The sequence below is a fragment of the Mycobacterium szulgai genome (assembly GCF_002116635.1).
GTDB classification, from domain to species: domain Bacteria; phylum Actinomycetota; class Actinomycetes; order Mycobacteriales; family Mycobacteriaceae; genus Mycobacterium; species Mycobacterium szulgai.
This window is the reverse complement of the sequence record NZ_LQPW01000016.1, coordinates 34,066-59,270: the sequence shown is the minus strand read 5'-3', so window position 1 is coordinate 59,270 and position 25,205 is coordinate 34,066. Positions and strand designations below refer to the sequence as shown.

At 66.8% G+C, this 25,205-nt stretch carries 26 protein-coding genes; 21 read left to right on the top strand and 5 right to left on the bottom strand.

Features of this window, described 5'->3' with window-relative positions; translation table 11 throughout:
- Positions 1-10: 10 nt before the first annotated feature.
- The 4 genes from AWC27_RS04125 to AWC27_RS04110 all read right to left on the bottom strand — a co-directional run bounded on the left by AWC27_RS04125 (position 11) and on the right by AWC27_RS04110 (position 4,302).
- Positions 11-1,852: a magnesium chelatase subunit D family protein gene (locus tag AWC27_RS04125; RefSeq protein ID WP_085669330.1), complete on the bottom strand. Its 1,842-nt coding sequence runs from the start codon at positions 1,850-1,852 to the stop codon at positions 11-13.
- On the bottom strand, positions 1,849-2,319 hold the full coding sequence (locus AWC27_RS04120; RefSeq protein WP_083111569.1) for a GNAT family N-acetyltransferase: 471 nt from the start codon (positions 2,317-2,319) through the stop codon (positions 1,849-1,851). The genes AWC27_RS04125 and AWC27_RS04120 overlap by 4 nt, the downstream gene beginning before the upstream one ends.
- Before the next feature lie 49 nt (positions 2,320-2,368).
- Positions 2,369-3,850, bottom strand: a complete 1,482-nt coding sequence (gene mqo, locus AWC27_RS04115) for a malate dehydrogenase (quinone) (protein ID WP_085669329.1) — start codon at positions 3,848-3,850, stop codon at positions 2,369-2,371.
- Between the two features lie 65 nt (positions 3,851-3,915).
- Positions 3,916-4,302, bottom strand: a complete 387-nt coding sequence (locus AWC27_RS04110; RefSeq protein ID WP_085669328.1) for a YciI family protein — start codon at positions 4,300-4,302, stop codon at positions 3,916-3,918.
- Between the two features lie 116 nt (positions 4,303-4,418).
- Here AWC27_RS04110 and AWC27_RS04105 point away from each other — a divergent pair, with 116 nt between their 5' ends.
- The 4 genes from AWC27_RS04105 to mtr are packed head-to-tail and all read left to right on the top strand — an operon-like array spanning position 4,419 to position 9,613.
- A complete protein-coding gene (locus AWC27_RS04105; protein WP_085669371.1) occupies positions 4,419-5,297 on the top strand; it encodes a haloalkane dehalogenase in 879 nt (292 codons plus the stop codon).
- Between the two features lie 38 nt (positions 5,298-5,335).
- The gene (locus AWC27_RS04100; protein ID WP_085669327.1) at positions 5,336-7,180 is read left to right on the top strand and encodes a PE family protein; all 1,845 of its coding nucleotides are present in this window, start codon (positions 5,336-5,338) and stop codon (positions 7,178-7,180) included.
- A gap of 50 nt (positions 7,181-7,230) precedes the next feature.
- Entirely contained in the window at positions 7,231-8,229 is a 999-nt protein-coding gene (locus AWC27_RS04095; RefSeq protein WP_139836752.1) for an alpha/beta hydrolase, read from the top strand.
- 4 nt (positions 8,230-8,233) lie between these two features.
- Positions 8,234-9,613, top strand: coding sequence for a mycothione reductase (gene mtr, locus AWC27_RS04090; protein WP_085669325.1), 1,380 nt, complete (start codon positions 8,234-8,236; stop codon positions 9,611-9,613).
- A 2-nt stretch (positions 9,614-9,615) separates the two neighbouring features.
- On the opposite strand, the gene AWC27_RS04085 is transcribed toward mtr, so the two are convergent.
- The gene (locus AWC27_RS04085) at positions 9,616-10,149 is read right to left on the bottom strand and encodes a Fur family transcriptional regulator (protein ID WP_085669370.1); all 534 of its coding nucleotides are present in this window, start codon (positions 10,147-10,149) and stop codon (positions 9,616-9,618) included.
- A gap of 121 nt (positions 10,150-10,270) precedes the next feature.
- Between AWC27_RS04085 and nicT the strand changes: the two genes are divergently transcribed.
- From nicT to AWC27_RS04005, 17 genes are all read left to right on the top strand, one after another.
- Entirely contained in the window at positions 10,271-11,386 is a 1,116-nt protein-coding gene (nicT, locus tag AWC27_RS04080; protein WP_139836756.1) for a Nickel transporter NicT, read from the top strand.
- An 88-nt stretch (positions 11,387-11,474) separates the two neighbouring features.
- Entirely contained in the window at positions 11,475-11,810 is a 336-nt protein-coding gene (locus tag AWC27_RS04075) for a hydrogenase maturation nickel metallochaperone HypA (protein WP_085669324.1), read from the top strand.
- Between the two features lie 12 nt (positions 11,811-11,822).
- Positions 11,823-12,593 carry a hydrogenase nickel incorporation protein HypB gene (hypB, locus tag AWC27_RS04070; protein ID WP_085669323.1) on the top strand — a complete coding sequence of 257 codons (771 nt, stop codon included), beginning with the start codon at positions 11,823-11,825 and terminating at the stop codon, positions 12,591-12,593.
- A gap of 191 nt (positions 12,594-12,784) precedes the next feature.
- On the top strand, positions 12,785-13,840 hold the full coding sequence (locus tag AWC27_RS04065; protein WP_085669322.1) for an NADH-quinone oxidoreductase subunit B family protein: 1,056 nt from the start codon (positions 12,785-12,787) through the stop codon (positions 13,838-13,840).
- A 50-nt stretch (positions 13,841-13,890) separates the two neighbouring features.
- Complete coding sequence (locus tag AWC27_RS04060; protein ID WP_085669321.1) at positions 13,891-15,690, top strand: nickel-dependent hydrogenase large subunit; 1,800 nt, start codon at positions 13,891-13,893, stop codon at positions 15,688-15,690.
- Between the two features lie 3 nt (positions 15,691-15,693).
- A complete protein-coding gene (locus AWC27_RS04055; protein ID WP_085669320.1) occupies positions 15,694-16,572 on the top strand; it encodes a NifU family protein in 879 nt (292 codons plus the stop codon).
- Positions 16,569-17,201 carry a DUF5947 family protein gene (locus tag AWC27_RS04050; RefSeq protein WP_085669319.1) on the top strand — a complete coding sequence of 211 codons (633 nt, stop codon included), beginning with the start codon at positions 16,569-16,571 and terminating at the stop codon, positions 17,199-17,201. Before AWC27_RS04055 ends, AWC27_RS04050 begins: the two co-directional genes overlap by 4 nt.
- The gene (locus tag AWC27_RS04045; protein ID WP_085669318.1) at positions 17,198-17,854 is read left to right on the top strand and encodes a DUF6084 family protein; all 657 of its coding nucleotides are present in this window, start codon (positions 17,198-17,200) and stop codon (positions 17,852-17,854) included. The genes AWC27_RS04050 and AWC27_RS04045 overlap by 4 nt, the downstream gene beginning before the upstream one ends.
- Positions 17,851-19,197 (top strand): hypothetical protein, encoded by a 1,347-nt coding sequence (locus AWC27_RS04040; RefSeq protein WP_139836751.1) that lies wholly within the window; start codon positions 17,851-17,853, stop codon positions 19,195-19,197. Before AWC27_RS04045 ends, AWC27_RS04040 begins: the two co-directional genes overlap by 4 nt.
- A gap of 10 nt (positions 19,198-19,207) precedes the next feature.
- Positions 19,208-19,327 carry a DUF6893 family small protein gene (locus AWC27_RS33100; RefSeq protein WP_372516811.1) on the top strand — a complete coding sequence of 40 codons (120 nt, stop codon included), beginning with the start codon at positions 19,208-19,210 and terminating at the stop codon, positions 19,325-19,327.
- A 23-nt stretch (positions 19,328-19,350) separates the two neighbouring features.
- On the top strand, positions 19,351-19,818 hold the full coding sequence (locus AWC27_RS04035; protein ID WP_085669317.1) for a hydrogenase maturation protease: 468 nt from the start codon (positions 19,351-19,353) through the stop codon (positions 19,816-19,818).
- A 5-nt stretch (positions 19,819-19,823) separates the two neighbouring features.
- Positions 19,824-20,063: a HypC/HybG/HupF family hydrogenase formation chaperone gene (locus AWC27_RS04030; protein WP_085669316.1), complete on the top strand. Its 240-nt coding sequence runs from the start codon at positions 19,824-19,826 to the stop codon at positions 20,061-20,063.
- A complete protein-coding gene (hypF, locus tag AWC27_RS04025) occupies positions 20,060-22,396 on the top strand; it encodes a carbamoyltransferase HypF (protein WP_085669315.1) in 2,337 nt (778 codons plus the stop codon). Before AWC27_RS04030 ends, hypF begins: the two co-directional genes overlap by 4 nt.
- Positions 22,397-22,400: 4 nt before the next feature.
- The gene (locus tag AWC27_RS04020; protein ID WP_085669314.1) at positions 22,401-23,114 is read left to right on the top strand and encodes a HypC/HybG/HupF family hydrogenase formation chaperone; all 714 of its coding nucleotides are present in this window, start codon (positions 22,401-22,403) and stop codon (positions 23,112-23,114) included.
- Complete coding sequence (locus AWC27_RS04015) at positions 23,111-23,779, top strand: D-sedoheptulose-7-phosphate isomerase (protein ID WP_085669313.1); 669 nt, start codon at positions 23,111-23,113, stop codon at positions 23,777-23,779. Before AWC27_RS04020 ends, AWC27_RS04015 begins: the two co-directional genes overlap by 4 nt.
- Positions 23,776-24,888, top strand: coding sequence for a hydrogenase expression/formation protein HypE (hypE, locus tag AWC27_RS04010; protein ID WP_085669312.1), 1,113 nt, complete (start codon positions 23,776-23,778; stop codon positions 24,886-24,888). Before AWC27_RS04015 ends, hypE begins: the two co-directional genes overlap by 4 nt.
- Before the next feature lie 16 nt (positions 24,889-24,904).
- Positions 24,905-25,177, top strand: a complete 273-nt coding sequence (locus AWC27_RS04005; protein WP_085669311.1) for a HypC/HybG/HupF family hydrogenase formation chaperone — start codon at positions 24,905-24,907, stop codon at positions 25,175-25,177.
- Positions 25,178-25,205 lie beyond the last annotated feature (28 nt).

Sequence of the window (25,205 nt, the reverse complement as noted above, 5' to 3'; positions counted from 1 at the left end):
TGGTTAGCTTTCAGGCGGCGCTGCGCACGGCCAGGGTCAGATGGTCGGCATGCAACTGCTCCAGTCGCACGGCCGGTGCACCCAGCTGACGTGCCAGCTGCCCGGCCAGACCCAGCCGCACATACGACGTCTCGCAGTCCACCACGACCGCCGCCGCACCTTCTGCGGCCAACCGGGCCGCCGCAACCCTGCTGCGGCTCAATGGGTCCGGGCCCGCGGTGGCCCGTCCGTCGGTGAGTACCACGACCAGGGGCCGGCGCGCCCGGTCGCGCACCTTTTCCCGCATCACCAGCTCGCGCGCGGCCAACAGCCCTTCGGCCAGCGGCGTCTTGCCGCCGGTGTCGAACCGGGCCAGCCGCCGTCCGGCGATGTGCGCCGACGACGTCGGCGGCAGCAGCAACCTAGCCTCGTGCTGGCGGAAGGTGATTACCGCAACCTTGTCGCGCCGCTGGTAGGCGTCGCGCAACAGGGACATGGTGGCACCGCTGACGGCGGCCATGCGATCACGGGCGGCCATCGACCCCGAGGCGTCGACGAGGAAGATCACCAGGTTTCCTTCCCGCCCCTCGCGGATGGCCCGGCGGATGTCGTCCGGCCGCAGCCGCAACGGCCCGGCTCCGGCGGCATGCTCTGCGGCCGACAGCAGGGTGGCGAACAGATGCAGGCCGTGCGCACCTGAGTCGATGTCGTTGCCGTCCGCGGCAGCCACCACGCTGCCCGAGGCGTTGCGCGCCCGCGAGCGTCGTCCCGGTGCGCCTTCGCCGACGCCGGGCACGGTCAAGGCGCGGGTGCGAAACACCTTGGACGGCGGCGCACTGGGCTTGGGAGGCTGGGCTGGCGTCGAATTCATTTGCGGCTCAGGCTGATCCGCGGACTGCCCACCTCCGCCGGGCGGATCCGGTTCGGGCTGCGGGTCGCGCTGCGATTCCGCACCGGCCTGGCGCAGCGCCTCATCCAGCTGTTCGCGGTCGATGCCGTGATCGTCGAAGGGGTCGCGGCGGCGCCGGTGCGGCAACGCCAATTCCGCGGCCACCCGGATGTCCTCTTCGGCGACGGTGTGCGCACCGCGCCAGGCCGCATGCGCGACGGCGGTCCTAGCCAGCACGAGATCGGCGCGCATACCGTCGACGTCGAACGCCGCGCACAACGCGGCGATGCGGCGTAACTCGTTGTCGGGCAGCACCACATCGTCGACGATGGCCCGCGCCGCGGCGATCCGCCGGGCCAGTTCGGCGTCCGCATCGGCGTAGCGCTGCGCGAACCCGTCCGGGTCCGCCTCGTAGGCCATCCGCTGGCGGATGACCTGCACCCGTACGTCGACGTCACGCGATGCGTGCACGTCGACGGTCAACCCGAAGCGGTCCAGCAGTTGGGGACGTAGTTCGCCCTCTTCGGGATTCATCGTGCCGATGAGCACGAATCGCGACTCGTGCGAATGGGATATACCGTCGCGTTCGATGTGTACCCGCCCCATCGCGGCGGCGTCGAGCAGGATATCGACCAGATGGTCGTGCAGCAGGTTCACCTCGTCGACGTAGAGCACGCCGCCATGAGCCCGGGCCAGTAGTCCCGGTGAAAAGGCGTGCTCGCCGTCACGCAGCACACGCTGCAGATCGAGCGAACCCACCACCCGGTCTTCGGTTGCCCCCAAAGGCATTTCGACCAGCCCGGCGCCGGTAGCTTCGGTCGCCGCCGACAGCAGCGCGGCCAGCCCGCGCACTGCGGTGGATTTCGCGGTGCCCTTCTCGCCGCGGATCAGCGCGCCCCCGATCTCCGGCCGAACGGCACACAACAGCAACGCCAGCCGAAGCTGATCGTGACCGACGATCGCGCTGAACGGATACTGCCTCAACGCTGGGCCGCCTGACCGGAACCGGGCCGCAGCATCGGGACATGCGGAATGCCGTCGTCGAGGAAATCATCGCCATCACGCACGAAGCCGTGCTGGGAGTACATGTCCGCGAGGTAGGTCTGGGCGTCGATTCGGCACGGGTAGTCCCCCACTTCGGCCAGCGCGGCGCGCAACAACCGGGTGGCGTGGCCCTGACTGCGCGCGCTGCGTTTGGTGCACAGCCGCCCGAGCCGAAACACCTTCTCGCCGCCGGCGTGTTCTTCCATCAGCCGCAGCGTGCAGATCACTTCACCCTCCGGCGTTTCCAGCCAGAAGTGCCGCGTCTCGGCGAGTAGGTCACGGCCGTCCAGCTCGGGATACGGGCAGGCCTGCTCGACCACGAACACCTCCACCCGCAATTTGAGTAGCTCATAAAGTACCTGTGCATCAAGGTCTTTGGCCCAGACGCGGCGCAAGGCTTCAGTCAATGGCGCCGCTCCTCCTCATCGCTCCGCTTTGCATCGTCGCCGGCGCGAGTCATAAGGCCGCCAACTGCAGGGTCTGGTCGGTCCAGGACCGCACTTCGTCATACAACGCCGGCTCCTCGGACAGCTTGGCGCCCAGCGACGGCACCATCTCCTTCAGGGTGGGCAGCCAGGCCTGGTAGCGGTCGGCGAAGCACCGCTGCAGTACGTCCATCATGATCGGCACGGCGGTCGATGCGCCCGGCGAGCCGCCGAGCAGGCCGACGATGCTGCCGTCGGCAGCGCCGACGAGGGCAGTGCTGAACTCAAGCACCCCGCCTTTGCGCCGGTCCCGCCGGATCACCTGAACGCGTTGTCCGGCCACTGTCAGCTCCCAGTCGGAATCGGTTGCGCTGGGCGCGAATTCGCGCAGCACCGCAATCCGGTCGGGTTGCGACAGCCGCAACTGACCGATCAGGTAGTTCAGCAATGGGAGCTGGGTAGCGCCCACCCCGAGCATGGACATCACGTTGTTCGGCTTGATGGAGCGGGGCAGATCGGTGAAGTGGCCATGTTTCAAGAACTTCGGCGACCAACCCGCATACGGCCCGAACACCAGCCACGGTCTGCCGTTGACGAACCGCAGATCCAAGTGCAACGCACCCAGCGGAGGAGCCCCCGGCGACGGAACGCCATACACTTTGGCGCGGTGCGCGGCGGTGAGCGCCGGCTTTCCGGCACGCAGAAACCGGCCGCCGATCGGGAAGCCGGCGAACCCGTTGACCTCCTTGATGCCCGACTTCTGCAGCAACCGCAGCGCGTCGCCGCCGGCGCCGACGAAGACGAATCTGGCGTTCAGCTTGCGCATTTGGCCGGTGCGGCGGTTGGCGAGGCTCAGCGTCCAGCTGCCGTCGGATTGCCGGGACACGTTACTGACCTGGTGACCGAACAGCGCGCGGGTGCCGTTGCGCAGGGCAAAGCCGATGAGCTGTCGCGACAATGCGCCGAAGTCGACGTCGGTACCGTTGTGGGCCCAGTTGAGCGCAACCGGCTCGGAGAAGTCACGTTTTGCGGCCATCAACGGCAGCCGACGGGTGAATTCGTCGGGATCGGTGATCAATTCGGTACCAGCGAACAGCGGATTGCCGGCCAGTGCGTCGCGGCGTCGCCGTAGATAATCGACGCGCCCGGGGCCCCGCACAAAGCTCACGTGCGGCAACGAATGCAGGAAGCCACGTACGTCGGTGAGGATGCCGTGTTCGGCGGCATACGCCCAGAATTGGCGGGTGACCTGGAATTGCTCGTTGATCAATACCGCTTTGGTGATGTCGATCGAGCCGTCGGGCCGCTGCGGGGTGTAGTTCATTTCGCACAGCCCCGCGTGGCCGGTGCCGGCGTTGTTCCAGGGGCCGCTGCTTTCGGCGCCGACGGCGTCCAGCCGCTCGACCAGGGTGATAGACCAGTCCGGCTCCAGCCGGCGCAGCAACGCACCCAGCGTCGCGCTCATGATTCCGGCACCCACCAGTACGACGTCTGTTCTGGCTAGCTTGGACACCGGGCCTGCGGTCCTTCCTCCTGGATATGCAGGTTCCCAGGTTATCCCGACGGCTGCGGCGCGATTTACAACAGCTCGTGGCGCGACTGGGACAAGATCACGCGCATCCCGATATTGCCGTCGTGAATGAACCAGGGCCTGATCCGGTAGGTCCTGGCGCCGCTGGCGTGCATGGGATCTGCGTCGGCGATCGAACGTGCCTCGGCCAGCGAATTGGCGCGGTAGATCAGTAGGCCGTCACCTTCGAAGTATTCGCCGTCGTCGGTCCACAGCGGGCCGGCGGCGAACAGCACGCCGCGGTCCTCCAGCTCCCGCACATAAGCGAAGTGATCCTGGACGCGTTGCAGCACGGCGTCCAGCTCGCGCGCCTCCGAGGTGACGACATACAGTTTCAGCCCCACCGGATCGCCCGAATCCTCAATGACTTTCCCTGATTCGATTCGGTCGGGCACGATTGGCTCCTTAACTTTGTCGGTTTATCGCCCCGGAATTGTCCGTCAAGCTAGGTAGCTGAAGCGATAGTTTCAACACCTTCTGTTTTGACTGCGGCTCTGTAAGCATGTGGACGATGACGGCTGCCATCACCGGACCCAAGAAGCGGGTCGACGTCCTCAACAGCTCGATGAGCTACGTGGACGTCGGCCAGGGCGATCCCATCGTCTTCCTGCACGGCAACCCGACTTCGTCGTATCTGTGGCGAAACGTGATCCCGCATGTGAGCGACCTGGGTCGGTGCTTGGCACCCGACCTGGTCGGCCACGGGGACTCGGGCAAATCACCGACCTTCTCCTACCGATTCGCCGACCACGCCCGCTACCTCGACGCGTGGTTCGAGGCCGTCGGGATCGGCGAACCAGTGATCCTGGTGATCCACGACTGGGGCTCGGCGCTGGGGTTTTACCGAACGCTGCGCTATCCCGAGCAGATCGCCGGCATCGCGTACATGGAGGCGCTGGTCCAGCCCCGGCCCTGGGCGGGTTTCACTGACCTGCAGCCCTTCTTCCGGGCGCTGCGTTCCGAGCAGGGCGAGCAGATGGCGTTGGAGCAGAACGTCTTTGTGGAGCAGATCGTGCCCGGCGGCGTGCTGCGCCAACTCACCGACGAGGAGATGGCCGCCTATCGCAAGCCCTACCCCACGCCGCACAGCCGCGTCCCCACACTGCTGTGGGGCCGCGAAATCCCGATCGAGGGTGAGCCCGCCGACGTCCACGAAATTGTGCAGGAATACGCAGAGTTCTTATCGCACAGCAATATCCCGAAACTGCTCGTGGTCGCCGAGCCGGGCACTATCCTGCAGGAAGGTGGCAGCGAACTCGATTTCGCACGCAGCTGGCCAAACCAGCGTGAAATCAAGGTCGCCGGACGCCATTTCATCCAGGAGGACTCAGCTGACGTCATCGGCGCCGCGCTGCGTGATTTCGTCCTTGATGTGCGCGGGCGCAGTTAACGGCGATCTGCGCCGCAGATATCGCCAGGAGGTAGTGCATGTCGTATGTGATCACTTCACCCGACGCGGTTACCGCAGTCGCCACGAATCTCGATGGACTCGGAGCGGCGCTCGAATCGGCAACCTCGGAAGCCGCAGCTCCCACGACCAGCCTGCTGGCCGCGGCAGAAGATGAAGTGTCGACAGCGGTCGCCGCCCTGTTCGCGACGCATGCTCGGGGATATCAAACGGTCAGCGCCCAGGCTGCGGCGTTCCACGACCAGTTCGTCCGCGCGCTGAGCGCGAGCGCGGGTGCCTATGCCGGCGCCGAGGCGGCCAGCGCCTCGCCTATGCAGGCGGTGCTGGACCTGATCAACGCGCCTACCCAGGCGTTGTTCGGCCGCCCGCTGATCGGCAACGGCGCCGATGGAACGTCGCCGGGCCAGGCCGGCGGGGCCGGCGGATTGCTGTATGGCAACGGCGGTAACGGCGCAGCCGGGGGCGGCGCTCAGGCGGGCGGCCGCGGGGGCGACGCGGGGCTATTCGGCAACGGCGGTTCCGGCGGCACCGGTGGCGCCGGCGCCGCCGGCGGCAACGGCGGCACCGGCGGACTGCTGTTCGGCAACGGCGGGGCCGGCGGACACGGCGGACAGGGCGTGATGGGGGTCAACGGCGGCAGCGGGGGTATCGGCGGTCACGGTGGCAATGCAGTTTTGTTCGGCGACGGCGGAATCGGCGGACAAGGCGGCAGCGGCACAACGGGCGTTGCCGGCAGCAACCCGGTTCCGGCCGGCACGGCGTCGGCCGGCACCCCAGGCACCAGCAGCACCACGGGCGGGAGCACCAGTGCCGTCGGCACGCCTGGCGGCGCCGGCGCTGACGGCGGGGTCGCGATGACCGGTGGCGCCGGCGGAAGCGGCGGCAACGCGTCCGCCGCGTCGGGTACCGCCACCGGCGGGGCGGGCGGCGACGGCGGCAACGGCGGAAATGGCGGCAACGGGGGTCCCGGCGGGAGTGCTTCGGCCAGTACCGGGTCGACCGCCGCCGCAGGTAACGGCGGCGCCGGTGGCGATGCCCAGGCCATGGGCGGTGCCGGCGGCAATGGCGGGGCCGGCGGCAAGGCGACCGCCATGACCACCGCCCTCGGGGGGACGGGCGGCAACGGCGGCAATGGCCAGGACACCAATGTGTCCGGGGCTGCCGGCGGCGCGGGCGGCGTGGGCGGCGACGGCGGCCATGGCGGGCTGCTGGCGGGCAACGGCGGCACCGGCGGAATGGGCGGCACCGGCGGTACGGGCGGACTCGGCGCCTCGGCCGGCAACGGCGGTAACGGCAACATCGGCGGCGATGCCAAGATCAACAGCAGCAGTGCGATCAGGTCTTGGGGCGGCGACGGCGGCGACGGCGGTAATGGCGGCAGCGCCCTTGGCACCGGCGGCACCGGCGGCGCCGGCGGGCAAGGCGGTCATGGCGGCGCCGGCGGGCTGCTCTTCGGCGACGGCGGCGACGGCGGTGCGGGCGGTATCGCCGGGGCCGGCGGCAAGGGTGGCACCGGCGGCGTCGGTGGCAGCGGTGGCACCGGCGGCAACGACACCAGCACTGCCTCAGCGCTGACCTATGACGGCGAGGGCGGCGACGGCGGCGACGCCGGCAACGGCGGTAACGGCGGCACCGGCGGTACCGGTGGCGCCGCCGGCTTCGGCGGCGCGGGCGGGCGCAGCGGGTGGCTCAGTGGCCACACGGGCAGCTCTGGAGCCGGCGGTATCAGCGGCGCCGGCGGCACCGGCGGCACCGGCGGCGCGGCCGGTGCCCGCGGCGCGTTCGGCACCGGCCAGACCGGAAACGGCAGCCTCGGCGCCATCGGGACTGCCGGGGTCGACGGCGCCGACGGCGCATCCGGATGACCACGGCCAACTGCTGCGCAACCGCTGGGACCACGTTTTAAGCTGGCCCCGTGACAGGCTGGATGCCCGACGTCCTGCCCGGTTATTGGCAGCGCACCATCCCGCTCGGCCTTGATCCCGATGGCGAAGGCGAGATAGCCGCAACCCTGATCCGCCGCGGGGACACCACCGGCGCCGATCATGCAGTCCTAGCGGTGCATGGCTATACCGACTACTTCTTCCACACCGAAGTGGCCGATCACTTCGCCGGCCGCGGGTTCAGCTTCTATGCGTTGGACCTGCGCAAGTGCGGACGCTCTCGGCAACCCGGCCACAGCCCGCACTTCACCACCGACCTCGCCTACTACGACGCCGAACTCGAACGCGCGCTGTCGGTCATCGCCGAACAGAACCCTTCGGCCAGGGTCTTGGTATACGGCCACTCGGCGGGCGGGCTGATCGTGTCGCTGTGGCTGAACCGGTTACGCCAGCGCGGCGCGACCGCGGATGCCGGCGTCGCGGGCCTGGTGCTCAACAGTCCATTCCTGGATCTGCAAGGCCCGGCGATTGTGCGCATGGGCGTGACGTCGGCGACGATCGCCGCCCTGTCGCGACTGCGTTCCAAGGGAGTGCTCCGGGCACCGGCTGAGGGCGGTTACGGCACCAGCCTGCACCGAGACTACGGCGGCGAGTTCGACTACAACCTGCAATGGAAACCAGTGGGCGGCTTCCCCATCACGTTCGGCTGGCTGCATGCCGTGCGTCGCGGCCAGGCCCGGCTGCATCGCGGGCTCGACGTCGGTGTACCCAGCCTCATCCTGCGTTCAGACCACACGGTGCGCGAAAGCACCAATCCGGCGGCGATGCAACGCGGCGACGCGGTACTCGACGTCAGCCAGATCGCCCGGTGGGCCGGCTGTATCGGCAACCGCAGCACTATCGTTCCGGTGGCCGACGCCAAACATGATGTGTTCTTATCGCTGCCGCAGCCACGCCAGATAGCCTTCCGGCACCTCGACCAGTGGCTGGACGACTACTTTCGCGCCGACCAGGGCAAGGGGAAAGGCTGACGACATGGAAACCTATGACATCGCGATCATCGGAACGGGTTCGGGCAACAGCATTCTGGATGAGCGCTATGCCGATAGGCGGGTGGCGATCAGCGAGCAGGGCATTTTCGGCGGCACCTGCCTCAACGTCGGCTGCATTCCGACCAAGATGTTCGTCTACGCCGCCGATGTCGCCGAGACGATCCGGGACGCGGCCCGCTTCGGTGTTGACGCACATCTTGACGGGGTGCGCTGGACCGACGTCGTCTCGCGCGTCTTCGGACGAATCGACCCCATCGGCGTCAGCGGTGAGCAGTATCGCCGCGCCTCACCCAACGTCGACGTGTACCACAGCCACACCCGATTCGGGCCGGTCCAGTCGGACGGGCGTTACTTGCTGCGGACCGAGGCCGGGCCTGAGTTCACCGCCGAGCAGGTGGTGATCGCGGCGGGCTCCCGGCCGCGCATTCCGCAGGCCATCCTTGACTGCGGCGTCCACTACCACACCAGCGACACCATCATGCGGATACCGGAGCTGCCCGAGCACCTCGTGATCGTTGGAAGTGGTTTTGTGGCAGCCGAATTCGCGCACGTGTTCTCCGCGTTCGGCGTGCGGGTCACCATTGTGATGCGCAGCGGCACAATGCTGCGCCAATACGACCACACCATCTGTGAGCGATTCAGCCGCATCGCGGCAAACAAATGGGAACTGCGTACCCAGCGCAATGTCGTAGCCGGCCGAAACCGGGGCTCGGGGGTCAGTCTCGACCTCGACGACGGCTCCACCCTCGACGCGGACCTGCTACTGGTCGCCACCGGGCGGGTGTCGAACGCCGACCTGCTGGACGCCGAGCAGGCCGGTGTCGACGTCGAAGACGGCCGGGTGGTGGTCGACGAATACCAACGCACCTCAGCCCGTGGGGTTTTCGCGCTCGGCGACGTCTCGTCGCCGTATCAGCTCAAGCATGTCGCCAATCACGAAGCGCGGGTGGTGCAAAGAAATCTGCTCTGCGACTGGGACGAAACCTCATCGATGGCGGTCACCGATCACCGCTTCGTACCGTCGGCGGTGTTCACCGATCCGCAGCTGGCCACCGTCGGATTGACCGAAAACGAAGCGCTGGCACAGGGATTCGACATATCGGTGAAAATCCAGGATTACGGTGACGTCGCCTTCGGCTGGGCCATGGAGGACACCACCGGAATCGTCAAGCTCGTCGCCGAACGCGGGACCGGGCGACTGCTCGGCGCACACATCGCGGGCTTCCAGGCCTCGTCGATCATCCAGCCGTTGATCCAGGCGATGAGCTTCGGGCTGACCGCGCACGAAATGGCCCGCGGCCAGTACTGGATTCATCCGGCGCTGTCCGAAGTGGTCGAAAACGCGCTACTGGGTCTGCACTGAACTCAGCGCCGGCGCTGTCGCGGATCCCGCCGCTTGGGCGGGCGCGGATCGGTCGGGTCGTCGAGATCCTGCACGATGTCCTGGCAGACCGGGCACAGGCCGCGCAGCGTCAGGCCGGCACGCTCGGACAGCGCGAAGGAACTGCCGGCCATCGCATGCTGCAGCGCGGAGCTGAGCTGGCGCGCGGGCACTTCGATGATCGCGCCGCACTGGTTGCATACCGCGTGATGGTGCGGGGCGGTGGCCAGACCATAGGTGGTGACCCCGCCGTCGAGGGTCAACGCGTGCAACACCCCCTGCGCCACCAGGGTGGTCACCGTGCGATAGATGGTCGCCAGGTCGGGCGGTTGGGCGCCCGGCGGCAGGCGGGTGGCGAGCCGGTGATGGATATCGGCCACCGAAAGGTGGCCGCTGACCGGCTCCAGCACCGCCAGAACCTGGATCCGCGATGTCATCCGGCGCAGGCCCCTGGCGCGCAGGAATTCGCCGATTCGTTCGGCGACCGCCGGCTCTACGCCGGACGGCTTGGCTGTCACCTGTTCAGTGTCGCGCCACGCGGGCGCGATTGCCAACGAATGCGCACACCCGCCCGTCGGCATTCCTGCAAGTAATTTGCATCCATCTCAACACAGTACTTACAGTCGATGGGTGCCCGCGGTGAAGTCGACCAGTGCCCTCACTGGCCGGTCACGATGGTCGAAGCTGCGCAGCACCTTGTCGACGGCGGAGTGGTGGCGCCTGGGATCGATGCTGGCGGTGATCGTCGCCTTACATCTCATCGGCTGGATCACCCTGGTCTGCGTCGTGGATCCGGCGCGGCTCAGCTTGGGCGGCAAGGCATTCGGCATCGGTGTCGGGGTTACCGCCTACACCCTGGGCTTGCGACACGCATTCGACGCCGACCACATCGCGGCCATCGACAACACCACCCGCAAGCTGATGAGCGACGGGCAGCGCCCGCTTGCCGTCGGCTTCTTTTTCTCCCTGGGTCACTCCACAGTGGTTTTCGCTTTGGCGGTGCTGCTGACGACCGGGCTCAAAGCCCTCGCCGGCCCGGTCGAAGACGATTCCTCGACGCTGCACCGCTACACCGGACTGATCGGCACCAGCGTCTCGGGCCTGTTCCTGTATCTGATCGCCATCCTCAACGTCATCGTCCTGGCCGGAATTCTGCGGGTGTTCGCGCGGCTGCGCCGTGGTGATTTCAATGAAGCGGAACTCGAGCAACAGCTGGAAAACCGAGGGCTTATCAATAGGTTTCTCGGCCGGTTCACCAAGTCGATCACCAAGTCCTGGCACATGTATCCGGTGGGACTGCTGTTCGGCCTCGGATTCGACACCGCCACCGAAATCGCGCTGTTGGTCCTGGCCGGCACCAGCGCGGCCGCCGGGCTGCCGTGGTACGCCATTCTGTGCCTGCCGGTGCTGTTCACCGCCGGGATGTGCTTGTTGGACACCATTGATGGCTCGTTCATGAACTTCGCCTACGGCTGGGCGTTTTCCAACCCGGTGCGCAAGATCTACTACAACATCACCATCACCGGACTCTCGGTGGCAGTCGCACTGTTGATCGGCACCGTCGAACTGCTCGGCCTGTTCGCCGACCAGTTCGGCTGGCGCGGCCCGTTCTGGGACTGGCTGGGCGGGCTGAACCTCAACGCCGTCGGCTTCGTCGTGGTCGCGATGTTCGTCGCCGCCTGGGCTATCGCGGTACTGGTGTGGCGCTACGGCCGTATCGAAGAGCGGTGGACCCCGGCCAGCGAAACAAGCTGAGGCGCAACGGCTCAAGCCAACATTGTGGAACCTGGCCGCGCGGCGGTGTAGAACAGGCTCATGGGTTGCCCAGGGTCTCGGCCAGGCGATGCATGAACTCGCGTTGTGTGAAGCGATCGCCGGCCTGGTCAAAACGCACGCCGACGGGCGCCACGTCGACGTCGTCCGGGTCCGAGTCGGCGCGCTTCGGCAGGTGGTTCCAGAGTCGCTGTCGTTCTGCTGGACGCTGGTCCGCGACTCGGCGGACATGCCGGACGCCGAGCTGGAACTGGAATGCATCACCGCCGAGGTGCGGTGCCGCGCCTGCGGCGCAACATCGGAGATCACTTCGGCCTGGTCAATCTGGTGCCCGCGTTGCGACAGCGCCGACGTCGAGGTGCTGCACGGCAACGAGTTCCTGGTGACCTCACTCGACGTCTCGTGAAAGGTCTTCGCAATGGGCAGGTTTCACCGGCACGACGACGGAACTGTGCACACCCACGAGCACGCGGATCACGAGCACGAGCATGGTGACCACAGCGGTTACCAGACCGGAGCCCAGCGAATCGATGTACTCGAAGACATCTTCGCCGAAAACGATGCGCGTGCCGATTTCAACCGGGCCGCATTCGACAGCAACGGCATCCGCGCGCTCAACCTGATGAGCTCACCGGGATCGGGCAAAACGACGGTGTTGCAAGCCACCCTCGACGAACTCGCCGCAGAGCTCGCCATCGGCGTCATCGAGGGCGACATCGCCACCGACCTGGATGCCGCCAAGCTCGCCGGTCGCGGCGCCCAGGTGTCACTGCTGAACACCAGCAACGGATTTGGCGGCGAGTGCCACCTGGACGCGCCCATGGTCAACCGTGCCCTGCCCGGCCTGGACTTGCCCGGCCTGGATTTGGTGATCATCGAAAACGTCGGCAATCTGGTCTGCCCGGCCGAATTCGACGTCGGCGAGCACGCCAAGGCGATGGTCTACTCCGTGACCGAGGGTGAGGACAAGCCCCTGAAATACCCGGTGATGTTCCGCTCGGTGGATTTGGTGCTGCTCAACAAGATCGACCTGGTGCCCTATCTGGATGCCGATGTCGACGCGTATATCGCACACGTCCGCGAGGTCAACGCGGCCGCCACCATCCTGCCGGTCAGCGCGCGCACCGGAGCCGGCATGGACGCCTGGTTCGGCTGGCTGCGCCGGTTCGCCGCGGGCCCGGTCTGCTGAACCCGTCGCTCATCGATTTCACTTGCGGGCCAGGCACTTGCAAATCGCTTGCATCAAGGGCTAGGCGCCAACCGCGAAACGTTGACAACACCGGGTAGCGGGGGTAGACCCAAAAACAGCGCCGCGCAAGTGGGCCGACGGTCGACTCCGGCGGTGCAGGGGACGCCAGCCCGGCCCCGGAAAGCTGCAGCATGCCTACGGAAGCAGCAGTCAAAGCAGAAGAAACGTTGATCCACGTTCTATGGATCAATGCAGGTCTCAGTTGTGATGGCGATTCGGTAGCGTTGACTGCCGCCACCCAGCCCAGCGTCGAGGAGATTGCGCTTGGCGCGCTTCCCGGCCTTCCGCAGGTCGCCGTCCACTGGCCGTTGATCGATTTCGAGTGCGGACCCAGCGGGGGTGCCGACGATTTCCTCGCCTGGTTCTTCAGAGCCGACCGTGGTGAATTGGACCCGTTTGTGCTTGTCGTCGAGGGGTCGATTCCCAACGAGAAGATCAAAGACGAGGGGTATTGGTGCGGCTTCGGCAACGACCCGGCAACCGGCCAGCCGATGACGACCAGTGAATGGCTCGACCGGCTGGGGCCCAAGGCCACCGCGATAGTCGCCGTGGGAACCTGCGCGACATACGGCGGCATTCACGCCATGGCCGGCAACCCGACCGGAGCGATGGGTGTCCCCGACTATCTCGGGTGGGAGTGGAAGAGTAAGGCCGGCATCCCGATCGTCTGCGTTCCCGGCTGCCCGATCCATCCCGACAACCTGGCCGAGACGCTCACCTACCTGCTTTACATGGCCACCGGCCAGGCGCCGATGATCCCACTCGACGACGCACTGCGCCCCAAGTGGCTCTTCGGCAATACCGTGCACGAGGGTTGTGACCGGGCCGGCTACTACGAGCAGGGCGATTTCGCCACCGAGTACGGATCACCGAAATGCATTGTGAAGCTTGGCTGTTGGGGACCCGTGGTGAAGTGCAACGTGCCCAAGCGCGGGTGGATCAACGGCATCGGCGGCTGCCCCAACGTCGGCGGGATCTGCATCGGATGCACCATGCCGGGCTTCCCCGACAAGTTCATGCCGTTCATGGACGAGCCGCCGGGCGGCAAGCTATCCAGCACAGCGTCGGGCCTGTACGGGACGGTCATCCGCAGTCTGCGTGGCATCACCGAGAACACCCTCGACAAGGAACCGCGTTGGCGCCACAAGGGCACCCAACTGACCACCGGGGCGCGCCGAACCTGGTGAGTACGCGGTAGCTCGCGGCACTTCACTCAGCTCAAGACGGAGATATTTCCATGACAACTATCGTTCCCGAGCCGACCACCGCAAAGCGCGAACCCGGCCAGCTCGTCGAAATGGCCTGGGATCCGATCACCCGGATCGTGGGCAGCCTCGGCATCTACACCAAGATCGATTTCGAGAACCGGGAAGTCGTCGAGTGTCACAGCACGTCGTCGATCTTCCGCGGCTACTCGATCTTCATGAAGGGCAAGGATCCCCGCGACGCGCACTTCATCACCAGCCGCATCTGCGGGATCTGCGGCGACAACCATGCCACCTGCTCCTGCTACGCGCAGAACATGGCCTACGGGGTGAAGCCGCCGCATATCGGCGAGTGGATCGTCAACCTCGGCGAGGCCGCGGAATACATGTTCGACCACAACATCTTTCAGGAGAACCTGGTCGGGGTGGACTTCTGCGAGAAGATGGTCGCCGAGACCAACCCGAGCGTGTTGGCCAAGGCGGAGAACACCGCGGCACCACACGCCGACGCGCACGGGTACAAGACAATCGCCGAGATCATGCGCTCGCTCAATCCGTTCAGCGGCGAGTTCTATCGGGAAGCACTTGCGGTCAGTCGCTGGACCCGAGAAATGTTCTGCCTCATGGAAGGCCGCCACGTACACCCGTCCACCCTGTATCCGGGCGGGGTCGGCACCGTAGCGACCGTTCAGTTGATGACCGACTACATGACGCGGCTCATGCGCTACGTCGAGTTCATGAAGAAGGTCGTCCCGATGCACGACGACTTGTTCGACTTCTTCTACGAAGCGATTCCCGGCTACGAGAAGGTAGGCCTGCGCCGTACGCTGCTCGGCTGCTGGGGGTCCTTCCAGGATCCCGAGGTGTGCAACTTCGAGTACAAGGACATGGAGCGCTGGGGCAACGCGATGTTCGTCACCCCGGGTGTGGTGGTCGACGGCAAGCTGGTCACCCATTCGCTGGTCGACATCAACCTTGGCATCCGAATCCTGTTGGGCAGTTCGTATTACGACGACTGGACCGACCAGGAGATGTTCGTCAAGACCGATCCGCTCGGCAATAAGGTGGACCGTCGCCACCCGTGGAACCAGCACACCAACCCGCACCCGCAGAAGCGCGAATTGGACGGCGGCAAGTATAGCTGGGTGATGTCGCCCCGCTGGTTCGACGGCAAGGATCACCTGGCGCTGGACACCGGCGGCGGGCCGCTGGCGCGACTGTGGTCGACCGCGCTGGCCGGCCTGGTCGACATCGGCTACGTCAAGGCGACCGGTAACAGCGTGAAGATCAACCTGCCCAAGACCGCATTGAAGGGCCCCGTCGAATTCGAGTGGAAGGTTCCCAAGTACGGCAGCAACACCATCGAGCGCGACCGGGCACGGACCTACTTCCAGGCCTATGCGGCCGCATGCGCGCTGCATTTCGCCGAGAAGGCGTTAGCGGAAATACGCGCAGGCCGTACCAAGACATGGGAGAAGTTCGAGGTGCCCGACGAGGCCATCGGGTGCGGCTTCACCGAGGCGGTGCGCGGTGTGCTAAGCCACCACTTGGTGATCCGGGACGGCAAGATCGCCAACTATCACCCGTACCCACCGACGCCGTGGAACGCCAACCCACGTGACAGCTACGGCACACCGGGCCCCTACGAGGATGCGGTGCAAGGCCAACCGATCTTCGAGGAGAACGACCGGGAGCACTTCAAGGGCATCGATGTCATGCGCACCGTGCGCAGCTTCGACCCGTGTCTGCCCTGCGGTGTCCACATGTACCTGGGCAAGGGCAAGACGCTGGAGAGATTGCACACCCCCACCCAGTCACCCGTTGGGGAGTGACGCATGGCGGATCGCCCGGAAATTCTCGACAACGACACACAATGGCGCGCTGCGGGCGATCGGATCCAGACGCTGCTGGATGCGTGCGCCGCGAACGGTACGGCCGCCTACGATCGCGCGCAGCAGCTGGTCCGCGAGGTGGTCGGACTGTACGGGGCTGGGCTGCAACGGATCATCGAGCTGGCTGACGCTGCAGGCGTAGCCGAGCGGCTGGTCACCGACGACCTGGTGGCCAGCCTGCTCCTGGTGCACGGCCTGCACCCGCACGACGTGCACCGGCGGGTTTGCGACGCGCTGGACCGGGTGCGGCCCTACCTGGGTTCCCACGGCGGCGACGTCGAGCTGTTGGAGGTGACCGACGACGGCACCGTGCGATTGGCCTTCAAGGGCAGCTGCAAGAGCTGTCCGTCCTCGGCTGTGACGCTGGAACTGGCGGTGGAAGACGCGGTGCGGGCGGCCGCCCCGGAAGTCACCTCGATTGACGTGCGGTCCCAGCCCGATACGAACGTGATCCGCCCGGAATCCCTGCTGTCGCATGTACATTCGAATAGTCACGGGTCAAGCAGCTGGCACCCGGTGCCCGAGCTGGCCGACCTGGGGCCCGGTGAAGTCGCGGGGTTCCTGGTGGCGGGAACCGCGCTACTGGTGTGCCGGGTAGGCGCCCAGACCCTGGCCTACCGCGACCACTGCCCGGTGTGCGATGACTCGCTTGCCGGCGCCGCACTGTGCGACGCGATGCTGCGATGTCCGCGCTGCCACACCGATTTCGACGTGGTGCGGGCGGGCGCCGGCCCAGATGGGGCGCGCCTTGAGCCGGTCCCACTGCTGGCGCGCGACGGTGTGCCGTCGTTGGCACTGCATGCCACTGGGGTGCCGGTATGACGACTCCCTACGACGTGCTGAGCCGCATTCAAACCAACCGCCGCCCTCCCGAGCCGGCCGGCGAGCGGTGTGAGATGTGTTCGGAGTCAATCGCCGAGGAGCATCAGCACGTTGTCAATGTGGCCGCCCGGCAGCTGATGTGCGTATGCCGTGCCTGCTATCTGTTGTTCACCGACTCTGGCGCCGAACTGCGCTACCGGGCGGTGCCCGACCGCTATCTGGCGCTGCGCGACTTCGCACTGGACCGCCGCGGCTGGGAGGCACTGCAAATCCCGGTCGGTGTGGCCTTCTTCTTTACCAACTCCGCGCTGCAGCGCACCGTCGCCTTCTATCCCGGCCCGGCCGGGGCGACGGAATCCGAACTGGACCTCGACGCCTGGAACGCGATCGCCGCCGACCCCCGGGTGGCGTTACTGGCCGACGACGTCGAGGCGTTACTGATCCGGGTGCCCGAAGACGACGAATCGGCGCAGCCCCAAACGTATCTCGTTCCCATCGACGCCTGCTATGAGTTCGTCGGGCGCTTACGGATGCTGTGGCGCGGTTTCGACGGCGGCCAGCAGGCGCGTGAATTCATCGACGGTTTCTTCGCCCAGATTGCCGCACGTGCCCGGGAGACACCGCGATGACCGGCGAGCCGATGCGGGTCAGCTTCAGCGTCCTGGACGTAGCACCCGAGCCCTACACCGTTACTCCGGTGCTCACGGCCCGAATCCACGTCACCGCCAATACCGGTGAGCCGGTGCACGCCATCGCGTTGCGCTGCCAGGTCCGCATTGAGCCGTTGCGACGGTCCTATTCCGACGAGGAGGCCGCCGGGTTGGCCGACCTGTTCGGAACGCGGGACCGCTGGGCGAGCACCCAGCGCACCTTCCTGTGGCAGCACTGCACCGCGATGGTGCCGGGCTTCGTCAGCGATACGCCGGTCGCACTGCCATTGGACTGCAGCTACGACTTCGAGGTGGCCGCTGCCAAATATCTGCACGCGCTGCGCGACGGCACCGTGCCCCTCCAATTCCTGTTCAGCGGGACCATTTTCGCCAAATCCGAGCGGGGATTCTCGGTGCAGCAGGTGTCCTGGGATTGCGAGGACCGCTACGACATGCCGGTCGCGGTCTGGCAGCAACTGATCGCTCAGCACTATCCGAACACCGGCTGGGTGCGCCTGCGCCACGAAACCGTCACCGCGCTGGCCGGCTACAAGTCAGCGCACGGGATGCTCGACCTCGACGACGCCGTCACCGCCCTGCTGGCCAACGCATCCGAGGAGGCGGCGCGGTGACATCCAAGACTGCGCTCACCTCGAGCCGGAGCCACGCCCGCGCCGTCGCTGACGCGGTGCTCTACGAAGGCTACCTGCTCTATCCGTATCGCGGCACGTCGAGCAAGAACCAATCTCGTTGGCAGTTCGGCGTTTTGGGCCCGCCCGGAGCTGCTGAAGCCGGCCGTGGCGAAGACGACACGCTGGCCGCGCAGTTTCTGGTCGACGGAGCGAAGGCGATCACCTTGGTGCTGCGGTTCCTGCACCTACAGCACCGCACCGCTGAGCGCGAACGTGACGGCGGCTTCGAGCCGGTAGCCGAGCTGTCCACGCCGACGGGGTCATGGCTCACGTGGGACGAAGCCGTCGAATGTGAAATGTCCTTCGGTCCAATGGAATTCGAACACACCGAGCAGCACTGGACGCTGCCGGTGGCGGCTGCCGCGGGGGTGGAGATCGAACCGGTCGAGGGTGGCCGTCTGGTCCGCGAACGCCGAGAGGTGCGGGGCGCGCTTTCCGTCCGCTCCGAGCTGGATGGCGATCTGCGCCGAATCTCGTTGCAGCTGAGCAACGTCGGCCTCGCCGCAGTCGACAAGAACGATTCCACCGCGCGATCCATGATCGGAGCCCACGTCATCGCCGCAGTCGTCGGCGGCCGGTTCGTGTCACTCCTCGAGCCGCCACCCGATGCGGTGAACGCCGTGGCGCGCTGTCGTCAGCACCGCTGCTTCCCCGTGCTGGCCGGCCCGCCCGGCGCAACCGACACACTGCTCATCTCGCCGATCATTCTCTACGACCATCCCGAGGTCGCCGAACAGAGCAACACCGCCCTGTACGACTGCACCGAGATCGACGAGATCCTGACGCTGCGCGTGATGACGATGACCGACGAGGAGAAAGCACAAGCACGCGCCACCGATCCGCGCGCGGCCCGCATCATCGACCAGTGCGACGCCATGTCGCCGGATGCGATGGCCCGCCTGCACGGTGTGCTACGCGATCCGCATGGGGGGGCCGGACTGGTCCCCGAGATACCCGAGGGTATCGATTGGTGGGACCCGCTGGCCGACAACGCGGTTCGTCCCGAGATCGACGCCGTGCTGGTCAACGGTGTCCGGGTGGCCCGGGGCAGCCGGGTCCGGCTGCGACCGCGGCGCAACGCCGACGCCCAGGACATCTTCGTCGCCGGCAAGACCGCTCACGTCGCATCGGTGCACGAGGATGTCGAGGGCAACAAGCATGTTGCTGTCACCGTCGACGACGACCCGGCTGCCGAACTACACGACTGGTACGGGCGCTACCTGTACTTCTCCCCCGACGAAGTCGAACCGCTGGACACCACAGACCAATCCCCACCAGAGTAAGGAGTTCGAAATGGAAGTCTTAGGTTGGGTTTTTCTCGTCATACTCGGCCTCGTCGTCGCGGCGGCACTGGTCATGGGACTGATCTCGATCCCGGATGCCCGTCGCTACCTGAGGCTGCGGCGCATGTAGGTTGCCAGGACGCAGGCAACCCCATGACAGCGCGCATCCTGGTGGCCGGAATCGGCAACATCTTCCTCGGTGATGACGGTTTCGGCTCAGAGGTGGTCCGCCACGCCGAGATCCTGCAAGCCGGTGTGCGGGTCATCGACTACGGCATCCGCGGCATGCACCTGGCCTACGACCTGTTGGAGGAATGGGACACGCTGGTCCTCGTGGACGCGGTACCCAGCCGCGGCAACCCGGGAACGTTGCACGTTTTCCAGGCCGACCACGAATCCGGTTCCTGTACAGCCGGTCTGGACGGCCACAGCATGGATCCCGAGACGGTGTTCGCCAGCTTACGGGCGCTGGGCGGTGAGCCGCCCTACACTGTCGTCGTCGGGTGCGAGGCGGGCAGCGTCGAGGAGGGCATCGGCCTCACCGAGCCCGTCGCCAAAGCCGTCCCGCGGGCCGTGCGGGCGGTGGAGAAGATCGTCGCCGCCCTGGGCGAGGAAGGCTGAAGACCATGTGTCTGGGTATACCTGGTCAGGTGATCAGGATGCTCGACGGCTACCACGGCCAACTGGCACTCGTCGACGTTGCCGGCGAGCCGCGCAGGGTCAACGTGGGCATGTTGCCGGACGAGACGTTCGCCGCCGGCGACTGGGTGATCATCCACATGGGTTTCGTGGTGGAGAAGACCGACCGGGCCGGCGCCGAACAGGCGATGGCAGGGCTGCAGCTGATGGGCCGGGGCGATACATGACCACCAGCCCCCTGACACTGCCGTCCGGCGCCGTCCGGCAACGCTTCACCGTGACCGGTGTCGTGCAGGGGGTTGGTTTTCGTCCGTTCGTACACCGCATCGCCACCGATCTGGGTTTGGCCGGCTTCGTCGGCAACGATTCCGGCGCAGTCTTTCTCGAGGTACAGGGTGATGCGTCGCGGGTGCACGAGTTCGGCCGCCGGCTTCGGGCCGAGGCCCCGCCGCTGGCACACATCAGCGCCGTCTCGGTGACCGACATGGCGGCCGACGCCGCCTGCTCGACCCTGTTCGCGATCGTGGCGAGCCGGCCGGTTTCCGGTGCCGGGATACCGAAGACACCGATCCCGCCCGACGTCGCGGTGTGCGACGAGTGCATCGCCGAACTGTTCGACCCGTTCGACCGGCGCTACCGCCACCCGTTTGTGACCTGCACCAATTGCGGGCCGCGGTTCACCATCATCCGGGCGTTGCCCTATGACCGGCCCGGCACCACCATGTCGGAATTCGCCATGTGCCCTCGATGCGCCGGCGAATACCACGATCCGGCCGATCGCCGATTCCATGCGCAGCCGATAGCCTGCCCGGACTGCGGACCGTCGCTGTGGTTCAATTCGCCGGCCGGACGGGTCGACGGTTCCGATGCCGCATTGGTAGCCACCCAGCGGGCGCTGGCAGCGGGTGCCGTGGTCGCAGTCAAGGGAATCGGCGGCTACCACCTGGCGTGCCTGGCTTACGACAAGGCTGCCGTCGCCGCGCTGCGAACCCGAAAGGCCCGGGGCGCCAAGCCTTTCGCCCTGCTCGTCCGCGATCTGGCTGTGGCGCGCCGCTACGCCTACATCGACGAAACCGAGGCCGCGGTCTTGTCGGGGCCGGCCCGGCCGATCGTGTTGCTGCGGCGGCGCGGGGATGCGGCTGTGGCCGAAGACGTCGCCCCGGGCAGCCCACTGCTCGGGCTGATGCTGCCCTACTCCCCCATCCATCACCTGCTGCTGGCCCCGGTGCCCGGCGCCCGCGCGCCAGTCCCCGATGCGTTGGTACTGACCAGTGCCAACCGGTCCGACGAGCCGATCTGTTTCTCCGATGAGGATGCGCGGCAACGACTTCCACGATTACGCGATGCTGTCCTCGACCACGACCGGCCCATCCACGTGCCGTGCGACGACTCGGTGGTGCGGGTGATCGAGGGTCAGGAACTGCCGATCCGGCGTTCACGCGGCTATGCCCCGCTCCCGGTCGATCTCGGGCTTGACGGCCCGGCCGTACTGGCGGTGGGTGGGGAATTGAAGAACACCTGCTGCCTCACCGACGGCTCGCGCGCCTACCTGTCCGGACACATCGGCGACATGGCGACCTGGGAGACGCTGCGCGCATTCGAGCGTGCGGTGGACCAGCTCCGCGAAATACGCGGCAAGCCATCGCGATTGGCCGCCGACCTGCATCCGGGCTACCACACCCGCAACTGGGCCGAGCGGCACACCCAGGATGGGCCGCTGGATCTGGTTCAGCACCACCACGCCCATGTAGTGTCCCTGCTGGCCGAGCACGGACGCCTCGGCGAGCCGATCATCGGAGTCGCCTTCGACGGCACCGGCTACGGCTGCGACGAAACAATCTGGGGCGGTGAGATTCTCGCGCTCGGCCGCGACAGCCAGCGGTTCACCCGGGTCGGGCACCTGCTGCCGGTGCCGTTGCCCGGCGGTGACGCCGCGGTGCGCAATCCGTGGCGAATGGCACTGTCTCAATTGTGGCTGGCCGGCGTTGACTGGACGCCGGATCTGGCGCCGGTCGCCGCAGCGGCACCGGAGGAATTGCGGCTCACCGGTTCGCAGTTGGAGAGCGGCACTGGCTGTGTGCCGTGTTCGAGCATGGGCCGGCTCTTCGACGCCGTGTCTTCGCTGCTGGGGGTGCGGCACCGGATCGACTACGAGGGGCAGGCCGCCATCGAACTCGAGGCGTTGGCCGAGACGGCTTCGGCGGGCGTTCCGCTGCGGTTCGGGGTGGGTGCCGACGGGGTGATCGATCCGAGCCTCATGATGCGGGAACTGGTGTCAGGACTGCGCGCCGGAGCGCAACCGGCGGCGCTGGCGGCGGGCTTTCATCAGGCGGTGGCCGTCGCCGTCGCCGACGCGGTCGAACGGGTGGCCGGCGACGGGCAGCTGGTGGGGCTGACCGGCGGGGTGTTCCAGAACGCTCTGCTGCTGCGCTTGTGCCGAAAGCAATTGCAGCTGGCCGGTTTTGAGGTGCTGACCCATCACCTGGTGCCGCCGAACGACGGCGGATTGGCCCTGGGTCAGGCGGCTATCTCGATGCTGACCGCGCTGGAAGGGGGCTGAGACGATGACCAGCACCGCGATCGACCGCGGCCTGGCCGCAGATCTGGCGGCCGACCTGGCGGCCACCGCGTTGACGTTGGCCAAACGCTTCGCCGGGGGCGCCACCATGTGGTCCATCGCGCCGTCGTGGGAACCGCACGCCCAGCACATCGCCGTCGAATTCGTGCATCCGGTGATCATGGGCAAGCGGGCGCTGCCCGCGGTGGCCCTGACCGGACCCGATCTCGTAGACCTGGTGCGGGTGTCGGTGCGGCCCAACGACATCGTGGTTGCGGTCTCGGGTGCAGATCAGCCCGAGGTGGCATCGGTGATGCACCGCGCCCCGGCCTGGGGCGCCACCACCATCTGGATCGGCAGCGGTGAACGACCTGCGGCCGGCATGGCAGACCACGTGCTCTGGCTCGATGACCCCGATCCGCTGGTGCCGGCCACGGGCGGCTTCGTGCTGTTCTATCACCTGTTGTGGGAGTTGACTCACGTGTGCTTCGAGCATTCTGGCCTACTGAAGCCGGAATGCACCGAAGATGTCTGCGTTACCTGCAGTGACGAAGGCCGGCTGGGCGAAGTGGTCGGCGCCGGCGCCGAGGGGACGGCCACAGTGCGCACCGCCCGAGGCGTCGAGACCGTGGTGACGACGCTGGTGGGCGCCGTCGCTGTCGGCGACCTCGTCCTAGTACATGCCGGCACGGCGATCAGCCGCCATCAGGAGGACCTGTGACCAACGACGAACCGACCAACTTCCTCTATCCGTTCATCGACTCTCAGGAGGACGACGCGGCGTCGCTACTGGCCGACCTGGCCGCCTCGGCGCAGGCCAAAGCCGCCGAGAGTCTGGAACTTCGCCGCTCCACTCTGGAGGCCAACGCCGGGCTGCTGGACCGGGCCGCCACCGAGATGGCGCGCCGCTTCGCTGCGAGCGGCCGGTTGTTCACTTTTGGAAACGGGGGCAGCTGCACCGATTCGGCCACGCTGGCGCGGCTGTTCGCGCGGCCCCCGATGGGACAGCCGCTGGCGGCCTGGTCATTGACCACCGATCAGGCGATCATCACCGCACTGGGCAACGACGTGGGGTTCGATTTGGTGTTCGCCCGCCAGCTGATCGCCCGCGCGACGGCCGGCGACATCGCTATCGCGATGTCGACAAGCGGCAATTCCCCCAATTTGCTTGCCGCGCTGGCCGAGGCTCGCCAGCGGGATATGTACACCGTCGGCTTCGCGGGATACGACGGCGGCGCCTTCGCCGACAATCCGAATGTGGACGCCTGCTTCATCGTTCGTTCGCAAAGCGTGCACCGGATACAGGAAGCCCAAGCGCTGCTGGGCTATCGGCTGTGGCTGGCCGTCCACGAACGCTTGGGCGATCACGATTTGGGGGCGGCATGAGTACCCCCGCGGGTGAATACCTGTCCTCGGGGCCACGGTTCGCCGAACGCGAGGTGATCGAGCGGATCGAGTCGTTCCGCCGGCGCCGTCCCCGGTTGCTGGACGACCACATCACGCTGGCCCACGGCGCCGGCGGAAAGGCTTCGGCGGCACTGGTCGACGCGGTGTTCATGGAGGCCTTCACCAATCCGATGCTGGAGCCGCTCGGCGACGGCGCCGTCCTCACCCTGCCCAGCGGGGAACGAATCGCGATGTCAACCGATTCGTTTGTGGTGGCGCCCAGACGTTTTCCCGGGGGCTGCCTGGGTGAACTCGCCGTGCACGGAACGTGTAACGACCTGGCCATGGCCGGCGCAGTGCCGTCCTGGATCTCGGCGGCGTTCGTGCTCGAAGAAGGCTTCCCGATCGCCGAATTGAAGGAGATCGTGGCCGATATGGCTGCCGCGGCCGCCACCGCCGGCGTCGCGATCGTCACCGGCGACACCAAGGTGGTGCCCAGAGGTGCGGCCGACGGCCTGTTCATCACCACCACCGGAACCGGCGTGATTCCGTCGGGCCGGCAGCTGTCGGCGCAGTCCGTGCGCGCCGGGGACAAGGTGCTGCTGTCGGGTTCGATGGGTGATCACGGCATGGCCGTGATGCTGGCCCGCGGCGACCTTGCCATCGAGGCCGACATCGAGTCCGACACCGCCAGCCTCAGCCCGCTGGTGGAACTGCTCATAGCTGCCGCGCCGTCCACCCGTTGGCTGCGCGATGCCACCCGGGGCGGCGTGGGCACCGTGTGTAACGAACTGGCGCAGTCCTGCGGACTGGGCGTATTGCTGGAGGAGGAACGAATCCCGGTGCGGCCCATGGTGAACGGTGCGTGCGAATTACTCGGCATCGACCCGCTGTATGTGGCCAACGAGGGAAAGTTCGTCGCCGTCGTCGCTGCCGACGAGGCCGAAGCGGGCCTGGCAGCGTTGCGGTCACATCCGCTGGGCGCAGATGCGGCGCAAGTCGGCGAAATCGTCACCGAGCCGGCGCAAGGCGTCGTGCTGCGTACTGGATTCGGCGGCACCCGAATCGTCGACATGCTCGTCGGCGACCCACTACCCCGGATCTGCTGAGGGAAAGGAGCATCCGATGTGCCTGGGAATTCCGGGACGGATCGTCGAAATCACCGATCCGGCGAACTATCTGGCCAAGGTCGACGTCAGCGGTGTACAGCGCACCATCAGCGTGCGGCTGCTGGACGACGACATGCCCGAGCCCGGCGATTGGGTGCTGGTCCACGTCGGCTTCGCGATGGCCAAGATCGACGAGACTGAGGCGCTGCTCACCCTGGCGGCCATCAAGAAGTTGGGCGACGCGTACACCACCGAAATGGAAGCTTTCGATTCCTCCGCCATCATTTGAGGCCATCGTTTAAGGCCATCGTTTAAGG